Origin of the sequence: Anatilimnocola aquadivae, assembly GCF_049819085.1 — a bacterium.
Taxonomy (GTDB): domain Bacteria; phylum Planctomycetota; class Planctomycetia; order Pirellulales; family Pirellulaceae; genus Anatilimnocola.
Map to the genome: position 1 here is coordinate 2238951 of NZ_CP187419.1, position 21680 is coordinate 2260630.

Genomic DNA, 21680 nt, shown 5'->3' on the forward strand with positions numbered 1-21680 from the left:
TGCTCCGTCGCCGAGACTCATTGCGGCAGTTGGCTGGAGAAAAACCGCAAAGCGGATTGGTTTTTCTTGCTTTTTAGTAACGTAAGAGTCCTGCGAATTACAAATCATTCAATATCCCTAGGCTCGGCTTTGCCAGATGCGGTTGCCTTGTATGGTTAAGGAATGCCAACGATCGTTGTTCCTTAACGGTCTACGGCCCCGATTCCTTTGAGCCGCAAAATCCAACGAATGTTGGCACGCACATCATGAAGCACACATCGGTCGCCGCCGTTTTACTGGCGCTGGTTGTCACTTTCCAATCGGGTTGCAGTTCGCACTCCGACTCGCACGAAGCGTCGCATGCGGAATCGCACAGTGGTGGTGAACACGCCCACACGATCTTGGTGACCAGCGCCGCCAAGAAAGAAGTGATCAGCACGCAGCAGTACGTCTGCCAGATTCACTCGTGCCAACACATCGAAGTCCGCGCGCTGGAAGGCGGATATCTGCAGGAGATTCGGATCAAAGAGGGCCAAACGGTCAAGAAGGGGGATCTGCTATTTAAGATCCTCCCCGCGCTCTTCGAGGCGAAACTTGCCACCGAAGTCGCCGAGGTTGAGCGATCTCAAATCGAGTTCGACAACGCCAAAAACTTGTCGGACAAAGGCATTGTTTCTCCACAGGAACTGGCGTTGAAAAAGGCTGAACTCGCCAAAGCCCAAGCGAAAGTAATGCTCGCCAAGGCGGAACTGAACTTCACGAACATCACGGCTCCTTTCGACGGAATCGTCGATCGCCAGCGCAGCCAATTGGGCAGCCTGATTGAAGAAGGGGACGTGCTGACGACCCTTTCGGATAACAGCCACATGTGGGTGTACTTCAACGTGCCGGAATCCCGCTATATCGAATACAAGACCGACCTGGACATGGCGAAGGCTGAAGGGAAAGACGAACACCATTTGACCATTGAACTGAAACTGGCCAACGGCCAGAAGTTCTCCGAGCAGGGAAAGATCGGCGCGATCGAAGCCGATTTCAACAACACGACCGGCAACATTGCGTTTCGCGCGGATTTTCCCAACCCCGGTGGCCTGTTGCGAAATGGCCAAACGGGAACGATCTTGATCCACCGCACCCTGAACGACGCGATTGTTATCCCTCAACGCGCGACGTATGAGATTCTCGCCAAGCAGTATGCCTATGTTGTCGACGCGGACAATGTCGTTCATCAGCGCGATATTACGGTCGAGAGTGAACAGGACGACATCTTTGTGATCAAGGACGGGATCAGGGAAGGCGAGAAACTCGTGCTCGAGGGCATTCGCCAGGTGCGGGATGGAGACAAAGTGGAATTTGAATTCCGCACTCCCGAACAAGTTCTCGGCAAACTGAAGTTTCACGCGGAATAAGGCTAATTCGTGTTCACAAAATTTCTTCACCGGCCGGCGCTGGCGATCGTCATTTCGTTGCTAATCCTCTTCATGGGAGGATTGGCGATCAGCACGTTGCCGATTTCGCAATTTCCGACGGTCGCGCCGCCCAGTGTCGTGGTTTCGGTGTCGTTTCCTGGTTCGAGCGCCAAGATTCTCGTCGACTCGACGCTCGTGATCATGGAACGCGCGATCAACGGCGTTCCCGACATGCGTTACATGACTTCGGCGTCCACCAGCGCCGGCGAAGCGGCGATTACGATCACGTTCGAGCCCGGCACCGACCCCAACGTGGCCGTTTTGAATGTCACCAATCGCATTCAAATGATCAAGAATCAGTTGCCGCCGATTGTCGATCGCGAAGGTATCATCATCATGCAGAACATGCCCAGCATGCTCATGTATGTGAATGTCTATAGCTCAGATCCGAAGATCGATCAGAACTTTCTCTATAACTACGTCTCTTCCGAAATGCTGACCGAAATTCAGCGGATCCGGGGCGTGGGTCGCGCTCAGATTCTCGGTAACCGCGCGTATGCGATGCGCGTCGAGCTCGACTTGGAGCGGATGCGGGCTTACAACGTCTCCTCCGCCGACGTAATGGAGATGATCAAGAAGCAAAGCACCATCGGTTCGCCGGGCCGGTTGGGCCAGGCCACGGGAACCACTTCGCAATCGATCGAGTACGTGCTGACCTGGGTCGGCCGCTACAACAAGCCGGAACAATACGAAGACATCATTCTCAAGGCCAATTCGAAGGGAGAGATTCTCCGCCTCAAAGACGTCGCCAAGGTTTCGCTGGGTTCGTCGTTTTACGACCTGTACTCGGACAAGGACGGCTTGCCCTCGGCTTCGATCGTGCTCAAGCAGAGCCCGGGCTCGAACGCGGCCGACGTCATCAAGCAAGTGAAAGCGAAACTGGATTCCATTAAAGAGGATAAGTTTCCGCCAGGCATGGACTACGCCGTCAGCTACGACGTGAAGAACTTTCTGGACGCCTCCATCGAAAAGGTGCTCCACACGCTGTTCGAAGCGTTCATCCTGGTCTCGCTGGTCGTGTTTTTGTTCTTGGGCGATGTCCGCAGCACGCTCATCCCCACTCTGGCAGTTCCCGTCTCGCTCATAGGAACATTCTTTTTCATGAGCATGTTCGGGATGTCGATCAACCTGATCACGCTCTTCGCATTGGTGCTGGCGATCGGCGTCGTGGTGGATGACGCGATCGTGGTGGTCGAAGCGGTGCACGAAAAAATGCACACCAAACACTTATCGCCATATGCAGCCACTTATGAAGTCGTAGGCGAAATCAGCGGCGCGATCATCGCCATCACGCTGGTCATGACGGCCGTGTTCGTGCCGGTCTGTTTTATGCCGGGCGCGGTGGGTGTGTTTTATCGCCAATTTGCTTTGACGATGGCCATGGCCATCGTGCTCTCGGGTGTGGTGGCCCTGACGCTCACACCGGTGTTGTGTGCGATGATTCTGAAGCCGCACACTAAGTTTCCCAAGCAACCGTGGGTGATCACGCAGGTGAATCGGGGCATCAAGGCTGTCGCCGCAAGTAATGCCAATGCGGTTCGATTGGCCCTAGCCGTGTTGTTGGGGCTGGCGGCCGGTGTTGCGTTTTACATGGTTCTGCATGTGGAATTTATTCACGAGCTCGTGTCCGAGCAAATCAAACTGAGTGGGCACCACGACAAGGTGCACACCCCCGAGATCTCCATCAGCAGCATCGTGGCGGTGCTGTTCATTTTCACGTTTCGGTCGATGCTTTCGGGCTGCGAACCGGGCGAAGCGAAAGTCCGCGGACCACTTGGCATCTTCCTGCATTATTTCAACTGGGGCGTCGATGTCGTGACGAATGGGTTCGTCGCGATCGTCGGCGCGATCATCACCCGCCGGGTGGTGACGATGGTCGTGATCGCCGTCTTCTGCGTGGGAATTCTTTTGGTGAATCAAGTGCTTCCGGCAGGTTTCATTCCGCTGGAAGATCAAGGGGTTATTTACGGCATCATTCAGACCCCGCCTGGCTCGACGCTCGAATACACCAACGCGAAGTCGCACGAACTGCAAAAGATCTGCAAGGAGTTCGACGAGATCACATCCGTCACCTCGCTGGCCGGTTACGAAATTTTGACCGAGGGCCGTGGTTCGAACGCGGGCACCTGTCTGATCAACCTCAAGCCTTGGAACGATCGCAAGTTGACCTCGAAGCAGATCATCGAAAAACTCGAAGCCAAGGCGCGGAGTATTTCGAATGTGAAACTCGAATTCTTCGAACCGCCGGCCGTTCCAGGGTTTGGGGCCGCGGGTGGATTTTCAGTCTGCTTGCTCGATCAAACCACCAGCGGAAACTATGACGAATTCTCCAAGGTCACCGAAGAGTTCCTGGCGAAGCTCGAAAAACGTAAGGAACTGAAGGGGATCTTCACGTTCTATGCCAATAACTATCCGCAATATGAAATCATCATCGACAACGACGTGGCGATGCAAAAGGGCGTGACCATCGCCGACGCGATGGACAACTTGTCCATCGTGGTGGGCAGCACCTGGGAGCAGGGTTTCGTTCGCTTCAACCAGTTCTATAAGGTTTACGTTCAAGCGTCGCCCGAGTTCCGGCGCTATCCCGAAGACTTGGAGAACATCTTCGTCAAGAACGATGAAGGCGAGATGGTTCCTTACTCTGCATTCATGAAGATCCGCAAGATGCAGGGCATGAACGAAATCAACCGTTACAACTTGTACACCGCCGCAATCATTCAAGGTGCGCCCCAATCGGGCTACAGCAGCGGACAGGCGATCGCGGCGATCAACGAAGTGGCTGCAGAATTGCCTCATGGCTACGACATTGGCTGGCAGGGGCTTTCCTATGATGAAGCGAATAAGGGAAACACGGCAATCTACATTTTTGGAATCGTCGTGCTGTTCGTCTACCTGGTACTCGTTGGCCAATACGAGAGCTTCCTCTTGCCGCTCGCTGTGCTCGTCTCGCTGCCTGTGGGTCTGTTTGGATCGTTCCTCATGCTCAAGGCGATGGGTCTGTCGAACGACGTCTATTGCCAGATCGGTCTCGTGATGCTCGTCGGTTTGTTGGGCAAAAACGCGATTTTGATCATCGAATTCGCCGTGCAGCGACGTCAGGACGGCTTGAGCCTGCGGGATGCTGGCATCGAAGCCGCCAAGTTGCGTTTCCGCCCCATCGCCATGACATCGTTCGCGTTCATCGCCGGTCTGATCCCGCTGGTTCGCGCGACAGGTCCCGGTGCCATCGGCAACCGCACGATCGGCACCACCGCAGTCGGCGGCATGCTCATGGGTACCTTAGTCGGCGTTTTTGTGATTCCAGGTCTCTACTATCTGTTCGCCAAAATCTCCGATGGCAAGAAATTGATTAAAAACGAACACGAATCGCCGCTCAGTGAGAGCGTGGAGCATCCAAGTCACTAGCACACCAATCTCTACGCGGTTACGGCAGCCGTCACAGTATGCTCGCGCTAGCGTGCATGCTTGCTGCACCAGCATGAAACTTGAGAAATGCCAGCGACTTCAATACGGATTTTTCCCGATCAGGTTCGCCAAGATTACGAATCTAGCGACTCTACTTGATTTACCCAAATCTCTGCCGATAAGAGCTAAGCCGGTTTTGCGTGCTCACGCTTGCAAGGCGAGCTCCCACCGATCCCGCTCGACTGCATCCTGCCGATGATGGCGAGCTTCGGAAAACCGGCCCCCACCTAACCACGACGAATCCCGCCTGTTCCCTCGTCGGCCCCAAACCGACTGTTATGGTGAGCGCATGTTCAAAGAAAAGCGGACAGCCGTTGCTGGCTCGTTATCGATTCGCAGGCAGCACGCGATTTCTACAGTCTTGATCTGCAGCCTGTTGCTATGCCTTGCGGGCTGCCGAATTCCCGGCCTGATGGCACCGGATCCAGCGCCCGCGTTGCCGAACAGTTTCAACGGAGTTGGCACGACGGAGAACTCGGGCCAGATCGGCATCTACGAATTCTTCGACGACCTGGTCCTGGCGCAATTGGTCACCGATGGCTTGGCTCAGAATCAAGAGCTGAAAATCCGCAACCAAGAGATCTACATCGCCAGCAACGATGTCCTCAGTGCTCGCGGCGCCTACCTGCCATTCGTCAGCGCGAATGCGCGAGGCGGTTTCGAAAGGACCAGCAAATGGACTCCGCTCGGTGCTGCAGAGGACCAACTACTGACGCCAAACGGCGGCAACTTTTCCGATCCACTCGGCGTCTCGCGGCTTTCGGCCAACCTCTTCTGGCGCATTGATATTTGGCGTCAGTATCGAAACGCCAGAGATTCGGCCCAGCAGAGATTTTTCGAAGCGGTCGAGCGGCGAAACTATTTGATCACCCAACTTGTTGCTGAAACCGCTGAGAACTATTACGAGTTGGCTGCTCTCGACAAACGCCTGGTGTTCCTGGACCAAACCATCGAGCTGCAAGAGCAGAGCTTAGAAGTGTCGAGGGCTCAAAAGGCGGCGGCTCGCGGCACCGAGTTGGCGGTTCAGCGGTTTCTCGCCGAAGTTCGTAAAAACCAGAGCCAGCGACTAATCGTCCAGCAACGGATCATCGAAGTTCAAAACCGAATCAATTTCCTCGTCGGTCGTTTCCCGCAGCACGTCGAGCGTGCAAACTGGGATCTCATCAAGCTCAACTCGCGGCGGATCAGCGTAGGTGTCCCAGCGCAGCTTTTGCTGAATCGCCGTGACATCCAAGCGGCCGAGCGAGAAATGTCCGCGGCAGGACTCGACATCCTCGTAGCTCGCGCCGAGTTTTTTCCCAAGTTGGACATTACCGCCACGGTTGGCTTCGAATCGTTCAACCCCAAATATCTGTTTGATCCCGAAGCGCTAATCGGTGACACCATCGGCGATATTTCAGCCCCGCTGATCAACAAGTCAGCCATCCGCGCTCAGTACATGACCGCTAACGCCCGCCAATTGCAGACGGTATACGACTACCAGCGCACGGTGCTGAATGCGTTCATTGAAGTGACCAACAATGTGGCGAAAGTGGAGAACTATCGCCGCAGCGTGGAGATCAAGCTAACCGAAGTGAATGCTCTCGAAGAATCGGTCGGCGTGGCCCGCAATTTGTTTAAGGCGCCGCTCGACGAAGCGTTCGCCCGCGTGGAATACGTCGACGTGCTGTTAGCTACTCGCGACCTGCTGCAGGCCAGAACCGATTTGATCGAAACGAAGCAGCAACAACTGACCGCGACCGTTCGCGCCTATCAGGCCCTTGGTGGTGGCTACCTGTTATCCAATGCCGGCGAAGAATTCGCCGACCTCTTCTGCGGACCGGTACAGATTCATTCTTATGAAGTGGTTCAACCTCATGAGATGATGAACGCCACCAACCCCAGCGAGGGGCTGGAGATGCTGCCACCTCCCGCCGAACAGATGCCGCTACCGCCTGCCAATCCGTAACGCACAAATGGTGTGTTTAGTCGGAAGCGCCCATTGAAGACAATGATCGAAGGGCCACTCGGGCTTTTTCGGCATTCTGGGAGCACCCGCCCCCATTGCCATGCGAGGGGCTCAATGCGGCTGCCGATGTCGGAACAGTCTGCCATTACTGCCCGGTGGTCGAGATGGCAGCGCTTTGAAGCTGGCCAACCAGGTTCCAATCGACTTCAAACAAGCATGCAGCAGATTTAAGGCAGCGGTATCACGCCTCGATGCACTATTCGTAATTATCCCCATTACTCAGCTCGCTAAAAGGTTGCAATTGTGAAGCAGCGAGCCAACGGCGTCGCAACTGCTCCGCTGACATCCTACGAGCGCAAAGTGAGGGCTTCATGAAATGAAAATAAGATCGGCCTCATATTCGCAGCGTATCGTTCGTTGGCAGTCGGGGGGGAATACCTGGGCTGTGTGTGCGCATTGCACAGGCACCGTAGCTCTCAACTTCCAGCACAGGTATGAGCGCGAATGCCGGTCCCCTGATGGAAAGCTCGCCATCAAAGGCCGTCTCGGCATCGATTGACAAGATCGATTTCGGCGTTCTGGTGACGCACTCGCAGAGCTGAAGTTTCGGCTGGCAAGCTGCGATTGACAACAAGAATATCAAGCGATCGTCTCACGTGAGCCCGGAAGCGGATTCGTTTTTCCGGAAGGTGACGTGCCGAAGCCGATGTCCAGTTTGACAGCGACTTAGAGGGCGTCGCAGTCTCAGTGTCCAAATTCATTGACGGCGAAAATATTTTCGCGGCTGTTCAACCAGATGGGAACGCGACCTTGCGAGGTGCTTGAAACAGGCTTCAAATCCATGGTCAGCTGCCGAAGAGCGGCTCGGCGGCATCCCTTGTCCACCATGCGAGATATGGTATCGCGCCGCCGTGGAGAATGCCGCCGAAGAAGAATGCTTCGGTCACATCGTGATCGGTCACTTTGGCTCAGCAAATAGGCGACGACAGCAAGGACACTGCCCCTCTTGTCCCTTCACCAGGGAATGAAAGGCAGATGGCTGGGGAATGCTCATGATTGCCTTGAAGGCCAGTGGGGCACGGTGCGCGTAGTGTCGATAAGTGATGCCACCCACCGAATGACCCAGGATCTCGATCGACGACTCCGGCATGTGCTCGTCGTAGTAGGTTGCACAGGTCTTTCTGAGGTCCTTGAGCTCCCATGCTCTCCCTCGGCCGCTTCGTGATTAGATGGTCGACTTTCTCGCCAACTGCTGCAGCAAGTACCCAATCTGCTCGATCGAAGACGGCTGCAGCGAAGACGACTGGGAAGGTTGGAAGCTGCTCACCGACAAGCTCGGCAAGAAGGTCCAACTCGTCGGCGACGACCTGTTCGTCACCAACACCAAGCGCCTGGCCCGCGGCATCAAAGAAGGGATCGCCAATAGCATTCTGATTAAGGTCAACCAGATCGGAACGCTGACTGAAACGATCTCGGCCATTCAGTTGGCCCATCGCAATGGCTACTCGTCGATCAGCAGCCATCGCAGCGGCGAAACCGAGGACTCGACCATCGCCGACCTGGCCGTCGCGCTAGGTACCGGCCAGATCAAAACCGGTTGGGCTCGCGGACCGACCGCATGGCTAGTTGCAACCAACTCCTCCGCATCGAAGAAGTACTCGGCGACGGCGCTCTCTACGGCGGCCCACTCTTCCCGAAGTGGTAGCCAGCAGGCCGGAACAAGCAGTAGCTATCTAACACGTACTACAAGTTACTACGGGGTTTTCCCGGCGGGAACTGGTCTGGTTCTCGCCACGAACAGATTCAGTCCAGTAAACAAGCGGTCCTTTGAACCTTCTCCGCAGGGAGTGACCGCGACATTTAGTTTTTTGGTCAAAGCTGCAAGTTGCTCGTATGCCAGCTTGCGGCTAACTCTTCGAAGCCCGTTCTCCTCGCAGTGAGATTTGTACGCGGCTAGTATCTTGCTTCGCTTCACGCGGGAACCTGGACCACCCACCCGGAGCTTAGCCTTGATGAACTTCGCGAAGTTCCCACCCCCACCGCTTCGCGGATTAGCAAGGGAGGTAGCAGCAGCATCCTCCTTAAACTTGCGGACAAGTCGCCGAATAATCTGAATCGAGAATGGTCGTTGCTTGTCGTCCAGGTTCTTACCTGTCTGTTTAAGCGTGGCGAAGATGGTTCGGATGGAATATCCCTTGGCAATCATCCCGTTCACTTCGTCTAAGACCGCTTGCGGCAATGGCCGAGCGTTCGATGCCCCACTCTTCTTAGTTCCTCTAGGCCATAAAGTCGACAAGATGCAATATGAGTTATTGCAAGTATATCTTCAGTAAGTTCAGTTATATAACTCTTGTCTTCTTCAGCTTCTGTTTGAATAATGGTTACTTTGTGAGCCTCACAGATGACCTTGACCATATCGAACCCGAATCTAATCAGGCGGTCTTTGTGGGTTATCAGTAGCACTGCTCCATTGAACTTGTTGTTTACAACGTCCTGAATCATGCGGACGAATGTCTTATTCTGGTAGTTAAGACCACTGGCAGTGCGAATGTATCGGTGAACTGGTGAACCGGGATAGTTCTGAGCGGCATAGTCCTCCAATCTCTTTACCTGCCTGGATAAATCCTCAGCTTGCTTGGAAGTCGAACATCTGGCACAGAGAATCACTTTGCTTGGGCCGGTTACTGATGGTTCAGGAACACCACCTACCTCCCTTGCCATCTCAGCAGACCGCCCCATGAAAGCGTCTAAATCACTTCGCAAATAGCGTCGGTGAGAGAGTGTGTTTGCCGCCACTCTATATGCCCGAAGTTTTCCAAGTTTATCCCATTTTCTTAATGTATTTTTATGCAGTCGATACTCGCGGCTTGCCTCAGCCAAGGTCAACCACTCTGAGGACGTTGCGTGCGGGGAAACGGCGGAACTAGAATACGAAGACATCGTGCTTGCTCCAAACAGCAAGTTGCGGTGAGACACGACGAGGGACTGCAATCCCTCGTCTTGTCGTATCGGGCCAGCGAAGATTGCCAGCCCCAGCCGAGCTACATGCCCGGTTGCCGCATTATCGAAGGGAAGGCAAGGAAGATTCCGGCCATAAACCCATCACACGTTCACTCAGCTACACTTACCTCGCTACGGCATAGCCGCACTCCGCACAGTTCCGGCTTGATTCCCACCTAATTTTCAATCTGCAAGCCCGGTCCCACGACCAGGGTTTTTGTTTCTTGTCCGAATCAATTTCTATTGACGCAACACGCACACGTTGGAGTGTCTCCATCAGACGTGTGTCACTATCTGCAAACAGCGCGCGTGTTGATGCTGCCATAGCGTTGCGCTCCAGCGCCGTTCTCCAGTAATTCTTTTGTCAGTTCGAAAACATGCAGAGATTGCTCTCAATTGAATAGCAGCCAATTCTTCAAAGACGTCCTATGCTAGCTCGGTCTCTGTTGGTCTAGGACCTCTCGGCCAAGATTTGCGGCGCATGCATCGAGCTCGTTGTTGGCAGCAATTTGCCCAGTGGTAAGGCTGTGCTTTTCTCGCATGCAATTCACCATGCTATGCCGATCTTTAGCCAGTGATCTCAGGGTTGTTCTGCGCCATCCCGAAGCTCGCACTTTATCACTGCATCTGGTTCGGCATCGGGAAGAATTGCAATGCGTCAGTCCATGCAACGCTGGTTCCAGTCTTTAAAGTCTTCACTCCAGGGACGACGCAAGGCCTCGCCATCGCGTGCCAAAGTTTCCAGCCGCCAAACGTTTCGGGCGATGCTGAGGCTGGAATCGCTCGAAGAACGATCGATGATGGCGATTACGGCGGTCGACCTGGGCGCGGAGCTGCTCATCACCACCGACACTAGCGGCGCCAACCTGACGCTGTCCGCCTCCAACGGCACGTTGACGCTGACGAGCACGACTAATGAAATCAATGGCAACCCCATTTCTGGCGGCTTCTCGACGGCCCAGTACAACATGGCCGACTTCAACACTGTGCATGTCTTACCGGGTGGAAACGACAGTACGATCTTCGGCTCGGTCAACATCGTCGGCAGCGCCGCCTTTGCCAACCATCAAATTACCGCTGGTGGGGCATTAGTTGAGTTAACGGGCGGAACTCTTTTAGTCAATGGAATCACGCTTAACAGCCAACAACTGGGTGCGGCGATCGAGGTCGATCAACCGATCGAGTCCACCGGCCCGGTGAATCTGCATCCCTACTCGGGCGATGTCATTCTGCAAGCACCCATCTACGCCCCCGGCCAAACGGTGTCGTTAATTTCCGGCAGGCTGCAAACGAATCACTTCACCGTTTCGCAAACCTCGGCAGGTGTGATCACTGCCGATTCGGTGTATGCGGAAGGGGGAGCGGGCGTTTCGCTGAATGCAGACAACCAGGTTTCGCAGATCGCCGGCAAAGTGTATGCGTACGGATTTCTCGCCCCTACGCCGGCCGACGTCGTCGGCGATTTTGGTTTCAAGTCGGTCGATAACCTGACCGTTGCGACGGTGTACGCAGGTTTCCCCGTGGGAAACGTTTCGGGCGTCACGACCACCAATGGCAACGTCACCCTATCGTCGGCAGCGACAAACACCATCACCGTCAGCGAAGCAGTGACCGCGAGCGGCACGGGCAAAGTGCTCACTTTGTATGCCGACGCCTTTGACCTGGATGCCTCCAAGGCCATCACCGGTGAAAATGTTCTGCTGCAGACTCTCGGTGCCAGCGCCGACCTCGACCTCGGCAACACCGGTCTTACCGACTCCGAACTGAACGCGATCAATGCGACCAACCTGACGGTCCGTGCGACCGCTTCGATTCTCGTTTCCAGCGGCATCACGCTCGGCGACACGATTACTCAGTTAATCACGCTGAATGCACCGGCGGTGGACGCTGCCGCCAGCATCAGTGGAAATCCTTCGATGGGCTTGCTGCGATTTGAAACTGAGTCGCTGGCTGTCAACGAGGCTATTCCTCAGCTAATTTCGGCACCAACCGTTGAGATCGATACGACGAGCAACGTCGAATTCGCCAGTAGCTCGGCAGGCGGAATGAATTTCTCGGCAGCAGAGTTGGCTACGCTCGACGAGACCAGTGTCGGCACGCTACGGGTGATCACCACCGGCAGTATCAGCACTACGACGGCAACTAACTTCGACAACGGAGCCATTCTCAAATCCGGTGGCATCGTGGCGCTCCAAGCGGGCGGTACGATCTCGACAAGCGCCGGCGGAACGATTAGCGCGGCGAAGTTGTCGGCGGTCGGCAGCGAAGTTCAACTCGTGGGCGCGAATTCGATTCAATCGGTTGCTGGTTCCACTACCAACGGCAGCTTCACGGTCGAGTCGACCACAGCCATGAGCATCGACACGGTGGACGTTGGAGGCCGAGGCGTTGGAGCCGTCGGTATCGTCGCGGTTGGGGCGAGTGCCGGGATCGACGTGTCAGTGAACAGCAGCCTAACAGTTAACAAGCAAGTGAAAGCGCCTGGCGATATCGACCTGATAACGACAGGCAATTCTTCGGACATTACCGTTCAACATGGTACGGCTGGCGCCGTTGCTTCCTCAGGTGGGACAACAACTCTCGATGCCGGACGAGACATTTTTCTGGGAACCGCTGTGGGGTACGGAGACGTTCGAGGCCAAGGCCTCGTGTTGAACGCGGTCGGCAATCTGGTGATCAATGCAACGACGTTTGCTGAATCTAATGGTGCGGCGGGTCTGACGGTCTCCGTGGGCGGCGACGTAAGAATTCTGCAATCGGTCGCGGCTGGCTCCATTCTCAACAGCAACGCGGGGGGCGCTCCGGTTTCGATTACGACCGGTGCCGGCAACGGCGTCGTTCTCGATCAAGGCAGTACGGGTGGAATTGGCGCCAACGGTGGCAATATCACGATTAATGCCGATATCGCGACGCTCACCTCGGGAGCGGTTAGCACGACCGCTACGATCACTTGGGAAACCGTCACAACTGGCCGTTCGATTACGCTCGGCTCGGACGTCGGTGGCAACCTAAGCTTCACCAATACCGAACTGGATTTGTTGAACTCGGGCACGCTCATCATCGGCTCAGCCGACGCAGGGGCGATCGATGTCACGCAGGCTGTTGACTTCGATCATAGCTCGGTCCTTTTGAAAACGGGCAGTACCGTTACGCAAGCTGCGAGCGGCGCAATCACTGCTTCGTCATTCGCCGTCGATGCGGTCGCCGGAATCAATCTGGCGACCGCCACCAACAGCGTTTCGACCTTGGCGATGACCACCGACAGTGGCAATATTTCCTTCCTCAATGATTCTGGCAGCACGTTGACGATTGGCACCGTCGCAGGCATCTCCGGAATTACGTCTGACTCAGCGGCCACCGATGTCACGATTGAAACGGCCAATGGCCTCAATTTGACAGCAGTGATCCAAAAGGTCGGCGGCGGGCAACTCGACACGGTGCTACTCACGACGACGTCGGCCACGAGTGACGTGTCGCAAACCGCCGCAGGCCAGATTGAAGCAGCTTCGCTGGGCATCTCAGCGACGGGCAGAATCGAACTCGACAGCGCGATCAGCAACGTTTCAACTCTGGCGATGTCGTCCAATACTAGCTTCGGCTTGTACTTCACCAACGACTCGGGCGGCACGCTGACGATTGGCACGGTCGGATCGCTGTCCGGAATTACATCGTCCTCAAGTTCAGCGCTGGTTGGCATCAACACGGCCGACGATCTGGCCGTCACTCAGCCGATCGGGTCTGCGAGCCATCCGTTTTTTCATGTTGGCTTGGCTTCGATCGATGGCCGCGTCACGCAAACGGCAGCGGGCAAGATTGTAGCCACCACGCTCACAATATTGGCCGAGACCGACATCCTTCTCGACCTCGTTGCGAACAATGTTGCCAGCATCGCGTTTGATACCGATGCCGCAGGCGCGATCGAGTTCCAAAACGATGCTGCGACCCTTACTGTCTCAACCGCCAGTCTGCGAAACGTCGGCAACGCTTCGGGTATCAAGTCTGACAGCGACGAGACCACTGTCAGCATCTCGAATACTGGCGATATCAGGGTCACGTATGCCATTCAACAGAGCGGTGGTGGACGGCTCGATACCGTCGAACTGACCTCGACAGGCGGCGATATCGAACAGCTCTACTTCAACCCCGCGATTCAAGGCAAGATCGAAGCCGACACCCTGAGCGTCCAAGCGCAAGCCAACATCACGCTTGACGCCAGCTACAACAACGTGCTGACCATGGCGATGAACACCAACGCCACTGGCGCAATGACGTTCAACAACGATTCCAGCGCCGCACTATCGATTGGCGCGGCCGGTTCGCTCACAGGCATTACGTCAGACTCGGCCAGTTCCACGGTCACCGTTGTCACTGCCGATCAGCTCGATATCGATGAGTCGATCGAAACGGTCACCGGTGGTGAGTTTGCCTCTGTGGATTTAGCCGCTACCGCGGGAGACATTCGCCAGGACAGCACGGCGGTCATTCGTGGCACAACGATCGCGATGACGGCTGGCATCAACATCGGGCTCGACGGCGAACTGTATGTCGGGCTAGGTGACGCAACGCTCACCTCCACCGGTGTGGTGATTCTGACCGGGAAGCTCGGGCTAACAATCGACTCGGCAACGGACTACAGCGATGTTGAAGTCGACTCTGGCTCCATCACAGTGACGGCCGTAGACCTCGAACTTGCGGGTAGCTACGTCGCACAACCTGGCGAAGTCTTTACCATCGTCGCGGCTACCAACGTCATTGGAACCTTCACCGGCCTTGCCGAAGGGACGGAGCTGGATTTCAACGGCGAGCCGTTAGAAGTGAACTACACGGCAACAAACATTACGTTGACTCGTGGGTTCGACTATGACTTTGGCGATGCACCCGACACCTACAAGACCCTCGAAGCCTCGGATGGACCGCGTCATCAAGCGGGCAGTCTCTTTCTGGGATCGATTTTCGATACCGATTCGGATGGTCAGCCGACGACCGCTGCCGATGGCGATGATACGCACGAAGACGCCGACGAAGATGGCGTCGAGTTCTCTGGCATGATCATTGCTGGTCTGAACACCAGCATCACCGTCACTGCTTCCGAGGCTGGCAAGCTTGATGCCTGGATCGACTTCAATCGCAACGGCCAATTCGAGGTTGGCGAAAAGATCTTCAACAGCTTTAGCGTGGTTGCGGGTGTCAATGCGTTGTCGATCGCCATCCCCAACATCCTGACTGTCGGCGCCAGTTATGCTCGTTTCCGCTTGAGCACCGCCGGAGGGCTTACTCCCACCGGTGTTGCCGTCGATGGTGAAGTCGAAGACTACGCGGTCCAACTTGTATCCCCAGCGATAAAGTCGGCGACGCTCGTCCCCGATCCGCAGGATCCGTCCAAGTCGCTGTTGCTAGTCAACGGGTCCGCGGCCGTCGACACCATCATCGTGCAGCCAGTCCCGGGCAATGCTTCTCAGTTGCGGGTGGTATTTCCAGGCCTGATCCTGGGACCGTTTGCCAAGAGCGCCGTGGATCGCATCGAAGTTTTGGGCGGCGCTGGGAACGACTCGATCGCGGTTGACCCTTCGATCACGATTTCTGCGACCATTCGTGGCGGCGGTGGCATCGATACGATTTCTGGCGGCAGCGGTAACGACTTCCTCTACGGAGATGCAGGCAACGATACGATCGTTGGTGGCATAGGCGCCGACACGATCAGTGGCGGAGACGGCAACGATGTCATGGCGGGTAGCGCAGGCAACGATATTTTTCTGGGCGAAGCCGGCAACGATAGGATCGTCGGTGGAACTGACTTTGACAGGATTATCGAACAGCCCGGGGCGGCCACGATTTCAAACACGCAGGTGCGAGTTGGCTCGTCACTCGACACCTATGGCCAGATCGAACAAATTGAGCTCACGGGCACTACTGGCGCCGACGCATTTGTCTTCAATAACCTGACCACCAACGTGGTGATCGATGGCCGAGGTGGCAACGACACCGTGTCGTACATTGGCGACGGCAACTTCGTGCTGACGAATTCGCTCCTGACGCGAGCGGCAGGTTTGACGAATGCCACTGTGACAATGACGGGGATTACAAGCGCGACGTTGACCGGCGGCGGTGCAAGCAACAAGTTCACCGTGACCGATTGGACACGTCCTTTGACAATCAATGGCGGTGCCGGAGTTGACACCATCGAAGATGCGGGCGGCAGCAACTATGTCTTGACTCCGACCCAATTGCAGCGACCAGCGAAGCCGTCGATAACCATCAGTGCGATCGAAAACGCGATACTGACGTCGGCGGCTGGCGCCGTCGATAGCAAGTTCACGCTCGACAACTGGGCAGGCAGCGCGACACTGACTGCCGGCGCTGGCGTCGATACTTTAGCCATCACCGACAACGCCGCTGCGATGACGCTCACCAACACGACCGTCACGCGAACCGGCCGCGGCGCGATCACCTTCAACGGTTTTGAAGCTGCGGAACTCACCGGCGGCGCTGCTGCCAATACGATTAGCGGCGCTGCTTACAGCGGCAAGTTGCAAATCGATGGCAAGGGTGGCAACGATACTCTGACTAGTGGTTCGGGCACGGCAATTGTCTTTGGGGGGGAAGGGAACGATGTCCTCACCGCCGGTAGTGGCCCCGCGGTTCTCGTCGGCGGTAACGGCAATGACACGCTCAAGGTCGGCGCTGCACCAACAGCCGGTGTGAATGCTGGGCACGCGATTCTGATTGGTGGCGCTGGCGCCGATAAACTCACCGGTGGCGCCGGTGAGGATCTGCTCATCGATAGTTCAACCGATTTCGACTTGCTCGCTGCCGACCTCGCCAACCTGCTGGCTCATTGGACCGCAGCAGGCACTTACGCAACTCGCTCCGCCACACTTGCCACCGATCTCAGCGGTCAACTCAATCCCGATGGCGTCAGCGACACCATGGCGGGTGGCACCGCTGCGCTCGACTTGTTCTTTGCCAACCTGAGCGGAAATGCGACGGTCAAGGACAAGCTCACTGACCTCAACAAGCCGAGCACGGAGATTATCAATAACAACTTTTAACGACGGAACGATTGACGCGACTTCAATGTGCTTCGATCACATCGACTTAGGGCATGTCAAGTCTCGTCAGCGGGCGTTTGCTACGCAGCATCGCGCCAGTAGCGTTTTAGCAAGCCACCAAGCCGATGTGAGCACTGAACCTCGTTTGGTGGCAAAACTTCATTGACTGGCTGTTTCGTACTTGGCCGACCACGTTTCGCCTGCTGGACCAGCGGCTCGTTCTCGATCCCTATGCCCTGGTGCGGCCGTTCTGAATGGTAATGCTCAAGATACTCCGTACACACGTGATCCATGTGCGCCTCGCCGAAGATCACGAACCGATCCAGGCATTCTTGTTGGATTGATTGCACAAACCGTTCGACGAAGGCGTTTGTGTTCGGGCTGCGGAACTCGTTCACCTTCGGCTTCACTCGTTTTGAACGTAGCACTTGATCCACTGCCTTCGTGAATTTGGTGTCTCTGTCACGCTGCACTGTCGCGACACGAAGTTTCTGAGCACGTGCCTGTTCGACGAATGCCGCAGCCTGGGCGACAACCCATGCTTCATTCGGTTGGAAGGTTGACGGCGAGAGGATCACACGCCGTGATTCCACGTGGATGAAGGCCAGAACAAAGACCTCGCGGATCCCCTTCAGCGTGAGGATCCTCTTGGAGAAAAAGTCACATTGCCACAGCGAAACGGCGTGCTGCTGCAGAAAGTCGTCCCAGGTTCCCTCGCCACGCCGCGGACCTGGTTCGAACCCGGCTGCCTTGAGGATCTTCTTCACCGTGTTCCGACTTGGCGGCTTGATCCCGAGCTTTTTCAGTTCACCCATGATGCGGGTGTAGCCCCACTGATTCTCCTTGGCCATCAGCAGGATGAGGTCGCGAATCTGCTCCGCCGTGTTCGGCCGGCCCCGCTTCCGCTTCTGCGGTTTAGGCTTCTTCTCGGCTCTAATCCAACCGAGGAGAGTCTCGGGGGCAACGATCGTCGTCAGCTGACGGAGTACCTTGCCGCTCAATTTCTGGGCGAACTTGATTAAGCGAACACGTTCCTTGGGCGTGCAGACGATTCTCTGGGGCAGCCTGGAACGGAGGATCTGGTTCTCCACCTTCAGGTATTTGACCTGGCGGGCCAGTTCTTTCTGCGTGGCGCCGGCAATGACGAGCAGCAGGGTCTGAAAGATGTTGACCATCGAATTACACTGGATTTCAGGCAGTGAATGAGGGGAGTGCATTCTTTTTTGCACCCCGGGGGAACCATTTGCCGTCTGAACCTTACTTCGATTTCCATGGATGGGTCGGTTGAGATTCTGGCCTCGTCAGCAACTCATGAGAAAGTCGCAAGCAAACAGAGAGCGCGCAGAGAGCGCCAGCAATTCTCGGTGCTGTTAACCGGTTCGCCCCAAATGTTAGTAAAGCGTTGGGTTCGTTAGTGACACCGAACCGGACTCGAAATCAGCAAGTGCCGTGTTCAGTGGCACTTACGCAAATTGAAAAACAGAGAACTTGTTCGAAGAGGGTTGTGCACGGGGAGGCTGTAGAGCGTGGCATGCGGCGTCTTGCCACCGGGGCTCAATGCCCAGTGGGCCGCGAAGCTTGGCTTCGCCCGGTTCACTGCCAGAGAGCATGGACCGGAAGGTCAGGATGAACAGTACGGCCATCACAAGGCCGATGATCTTTTCCGGCGAGTTCCAGGCTTCGCGCGCGCCGTGGTGCGTGAGGTGGATCTGTTCCGACACAGCGTGGTCATTGCACGCCGGCATAGACCATTTGAACGGGCTCAAGCATCCGAAGCGTACACCTCTACGCGCGACGGTCTCGATTCAAATGGAAGCGTGGCTCGATCAAGATTACTCGACACGATGCGACATCGATGAATGAACGAGCTCTTCGCAAGTTTGAGAAGCTGTAGCCCCCAGCCGGGCCGCCGAGCAGTCACTCCGATGACTGCTTCAGCTGATTCGCTGAACACCTGGGCAACGACTACCAGACTTAGATCTTGGTAACGATGCACAATAGTCGAATCCATTTGGAGACGCGAAGAACGATTTCTTCGCGTTCAAGAACTGTCTCACCACTTCCTCCGCCGTACAAAGAGTCCTTTCAATTAAGAAGAACTGTTCACACCATCTCCACCCGGTTGAGCTAGCGGTTGCATAGCATCGCTGAGTGCGATCCCGACGTTGAATCCAAGATAGTATCCTGGCTTAGTTATAGCGGCCGAGCGACTTGTTGCCGCCGTTCATCCACATCGGCTGGTTGCTGCGGCGATTTGACGATCGGTAGTAATTGTTACCGCTGCTGTAGTTCATCACAGGAGCTGCACTTGGTTGATAGGAGTATGATCGATAGCCTTGCGGCTGGTTTTGCGCCACGCTTGGAGTTGGCGCAGTTGCAGCAGCCGCAGGGGAGGCGGCAACTGGTGCAGCGTACACGGCTGCGCCGCAGCAGCCGCAGTTATGGCGGCCGGCTTCGGCAGTTTGAAACGGAACACTAGTGATTGCAGCAGCGGCAAGCACACCTAGCAACGAGAGCGACTTCATAAGGCACCTCATAAACGGGACGGAGAGGCAACAACATCGAATGCCTCTTGCACGCTACGTGCGTTCGGCATGATGTACTTCTCCAAAATCATCGCACACAGCCTGCGAAAGGCAACTTGCGTGAAATTACAATTTCGCCACGACACCCCTAACGAAACTGCAAGGTCCGTCGTTAGAAATCACTCTGACATGGCGTGCATGGGGAGATAGTCGTCTAACGTCAAACGGACGCCATGAAAGCCGCGTGCACCGTGACTATTAGCCCGCCATTCAGTTTCAAGAGAGGTGGCACCTTCGATGCCGTACACATCTTGTAGAGCGCGGTCATGACCATGACTGAGCCCACGCTCGATGAATTTTATAAACTTTGCCGGATCGTCGCGTCTCGTGAGAAACGCCGCGAGCGACACGCTCTGCCCATAGAAGCCAGGGACACGGTGCGGCTGCGGGTACTGTTCGAGCGCAAAAAGCTCGCTAAGGCGAAACTCGATGCGGCCAGCAACTGCTTGCTCAAAATCGCGCTGGTGCAACCGTTGCTTTTCAAAGGTATCGGCCAGCATTGCGGCCCCCTCATCGGCCCAGCGCGGCGGCTGTCGTCCTTGAAACAGATCCGCAAATATCACATGCGTCATTTCGTGTGCGAGCGCCGCAAGGCCGAGGTCGTTCACGCCCAATAGATCAATTCGCCGTTTGGAAACTTGCTTTTCTTTGAATTCAATCCAGCTTGAGCCACTTGTCGTTTCACTCCCACGGCCGACGGCCGAGTAATAGCTTTGCTTCGTTGCATGTACCACAACTTGGCAGCGGGGGGACCAGCTTTCAGTTGGTGCTTCCAGCCAGTAAGTTTGCAGCTTCTGCCGCCACCGTTCAGATAACAGGGCGACTTGCCGAGCGTCCTTCGTTGCCGCGGCACCAATTACTTCAAAGTTAGCTGTGTGCGCGTGCGTCGCGGTGCCCGTAATCGTTGGGGGAGGCGCATCGCCTGGATCTGCTGCAAAGATAAGGCAAATGAGCAAGAGTTGCACGAGAAAGTCCGCGATGGGAGGGAGTGGCGAAGCGTCTCCCGCTCTAAATCAACTTTCGCGCCAGTCTTGCGTGCTTCAGCCCAAGAAGTAAGGTCGCGCAGCAAAGCTGTATGGTGCTAAGGGTTGTTGAGAATTAGATCTGATTATTCGAGGTTGCTCGCACTCGTGAACAAGGAGTCTCTGCTAGAGACCTGTGCAGTGCTGCCGAAAAATGCAGCAATTCGAAGTTGTCCCGCTGATCAAATCCTGCCGAATCGAATGTCCCTGGCTTCTTCCTTGGGCGTGCAGACGATTCTCTGGGGCAGCCGAGACCGGAGGATCTGGTTCTCCACCTTCAGGTATTTGACCTTGCGGGCTAGTTCTTTCTGCGTGGCGCCGGCGATGACGAGCAAGAGGGACTGAAAGACATTGACCATCGAATTACACTGGATTTCAGGCAGTGAATGGTGGGAGTGCACTCTTTTTTGCACCCCGGAGGAGCTAACGGCCAGCTGAAACTTACGTCGACTTTTCCTTTGATGACTTGGTTTCGTAGACGATGCTCAACTTCGCTCGAGAGCGCGCAGAGAATAAGCGCCGCTGTTAACCGAACATCTCAAAAGTTCGAAGAGGGTTGCGACCGTTTCGGGCACCGATCAGGACTCGTAATCAGCAAGTGCCGCTCTCAACAGCACTTATGAAAATCGAAAAAGAGAGTACTTTCACGAAGAGGGTTGCGCACTGGGAGGTGCGCGAGAACAAGTCGTTGAGGGCAATTAAGTGTTGCTCCGCACGGTTCGGAATCTGTGGCGTCCGAGTTCTACCATGACGACAACGGTTGCAATCGCGACTAACGCAAAGCGGATCCAATCTTCCGCCGACAATCGAGCTATTGCAGCCACTATTTCCCATCGCATATCCCACGACCTAGCAATCAGCGGCGGTCCGAGAATGAGTATGACCACCAACATTCCGAGGGAGTATCGCATAGGTTGATAGTATCCGCACTCGCGCGAAAAAGCCCCACCAGTGACGAGGCTGGATGGCAGTAGTGGGGCAGGACGATGGCGACGATGAGTGGTGTGCGGCTGGTCATCCGGCCACTCATTTTGGGCGCTTCAAGATGCAACGATGAGTTACCGATCCACCAGCCGGGTATTCGTAAGCAGGTACAAGTTCCCACCCCTCTTGTTAAATGCCGATCGTCACTGTTTGCGTTCAATCGTTCTCGAAGCGGT

Annotated in this window: 11 protein-coding genes and 1 pseudogene; 5 read left to right on the plus strand and 7 right to left on the minus strand. The window is 55.7% G+C overall.

Going from position 1 to position 21680, the window contains the following annotated elements:
- The first annotated feature begins 245 nt into the window (after positions 1-245).
- From NA78x_RS09090 to eno, 4 genes and pseudogenes are all read left to right on the plus strand, one after another.
- Positions 246-1388, plus strand: a complete 1143-nt coding sequence (locus NA78x_RS09090; RefSeq protein ID WP_425618123.1) for an efflux RND transporter periplasmic adaptor subunit — start codon at positions 246-248, stop codon at positions 1386-1388.
- Positions 1389-1397: 9 nt separating this feature from the next.
- Positions 1398-4856, plus strand: coding sequence for an efflux RND transporter permease subunit (locus NA78x_RS09095; protein WP_425618124.1), 3459 nt, complete (start codon positions 1398-1400; stop codon positions 4854-4856).
- 472 nt (positions 4857-5328) lie between these two features.
- A complete protein-coding gene (locus NA78x_RS09100; RefSeq protein WP_425618125.1) occupies positions 5329-6864 on the plus strand; it encodes a TolC family protein in 1536 nt (511 codons plus the stop codon).
- 1229 nt (positions 6865-8093) lie between these two features.
- Positions 8094-8569, plus strand: a pseudogene (eno, locus tag NA78x_RS09105) (phosphopyruvate hydratase); the annotation flags it as partial.
- A gap of 48 nt (positions 8570-8617) precedes the next feature.
- Here eno and NA78x_RS09110 read toward each other — a convergent pair.
- Positions 8618-9070, minus strand: coding sequence for a hypothetical protein (locus tag NA78x_RS09110; RefSeq protein ID WP_425618126.1), 453 nt, complete (start codon positions 9068-9070; stop codon positions 8618-8620).
- A 14-nt stretch (positions 9071-9084) separates the two neighbouring features.
- The gene (locus NA78x_RS09115) at positions 9085-9804 is read right to left on the minus strand and encodes an IS607 family transposase (RefSeq protein WP_425618127.1); all 720 of its coding nucleotides are present in this window, start codon (positions 9802-9804) and stop codon (positions 9085-9087) included.
- Positions 9805-10628: 824 nt separating this feature from the next.
- Here NA78x_RS09115 and NA78x_RS09120 point away from each other — a divergent pair.
- On the plus strand, positions 10629-16913 hold the full coding sequence (locus NA78x_RS09120) for a GEVED domain-containing protein (RefSeq protein WP_425618128.1): 6285 nt from the start codon (positions 10629-10631) through the stop codon (positions 16911-16913).
- Between the two features lie 80 nt (positions 16914-16993).
- Here the strand turns inward: NA78x_RS09120 and NA78x_RS09125 are convergent, their stop codons facing one another.
- The 5 genes from NA78x_RS09125 to NA78x_RS09145 all read right to left on the minus strand — a co-directional run bounded on the left by NA78x_RS09125 (position 16994) and on the right by NA78x_RS09145 (position 20879).
- Positions 16994-18088: an integrase core domain-containing protein gene (locus NA78x_RS09125; RefSeq protein ID WP_425618129.1), complete on the minus strand. Its 1095-nt coding sequence runs from the start codon at positions 18086-18088 to the stop codon at positions 16994-16996.
- Between the two features lie 288 nt (positions 18089-18376).
- Complete coding sequence (locus NA78x_RS09130) at positions 18377-18634, minus strand: hypothetical protein (RefSeq protein ID WP_425618130.1); 258 nt, start codon at positions 18632-18634, stop codon at positions 18377-18379.
- A gap of 468 nt (positions 18635-19102) precedes the next feature.
- A complete protein-coding gene (locus NA78x_RS09135; protein ID WP_425618131.1) occupies positions 19103-19438 on the minus strand; it encodes a hypothetical protein in 336 nt (111 codons plus the stop codon).
- Between the two features lie 179 nt (positions 19439-19617).
- A complete protein-coding gene (locus tag NA78x_RS09140; protein ID WP_425618132.1) occupies positions 19618-20463 on the minus strand; it encodes a hypothetical protein in 846 nt (281 codons plus the stop codon).
- A 239-nt stretch (positions 20464-20702) separates the two neighbouring features.
- Entirely contained in the window at positions 20703-20879 is a 177-nt protein-coding gene (locus NA78x_RS09145) for a hypothetical protein (RefSeq protein ID WP_425618133.1), read from the minus strand.
- Positions 20880-21680: the final 801 nt, after the last annotated feature.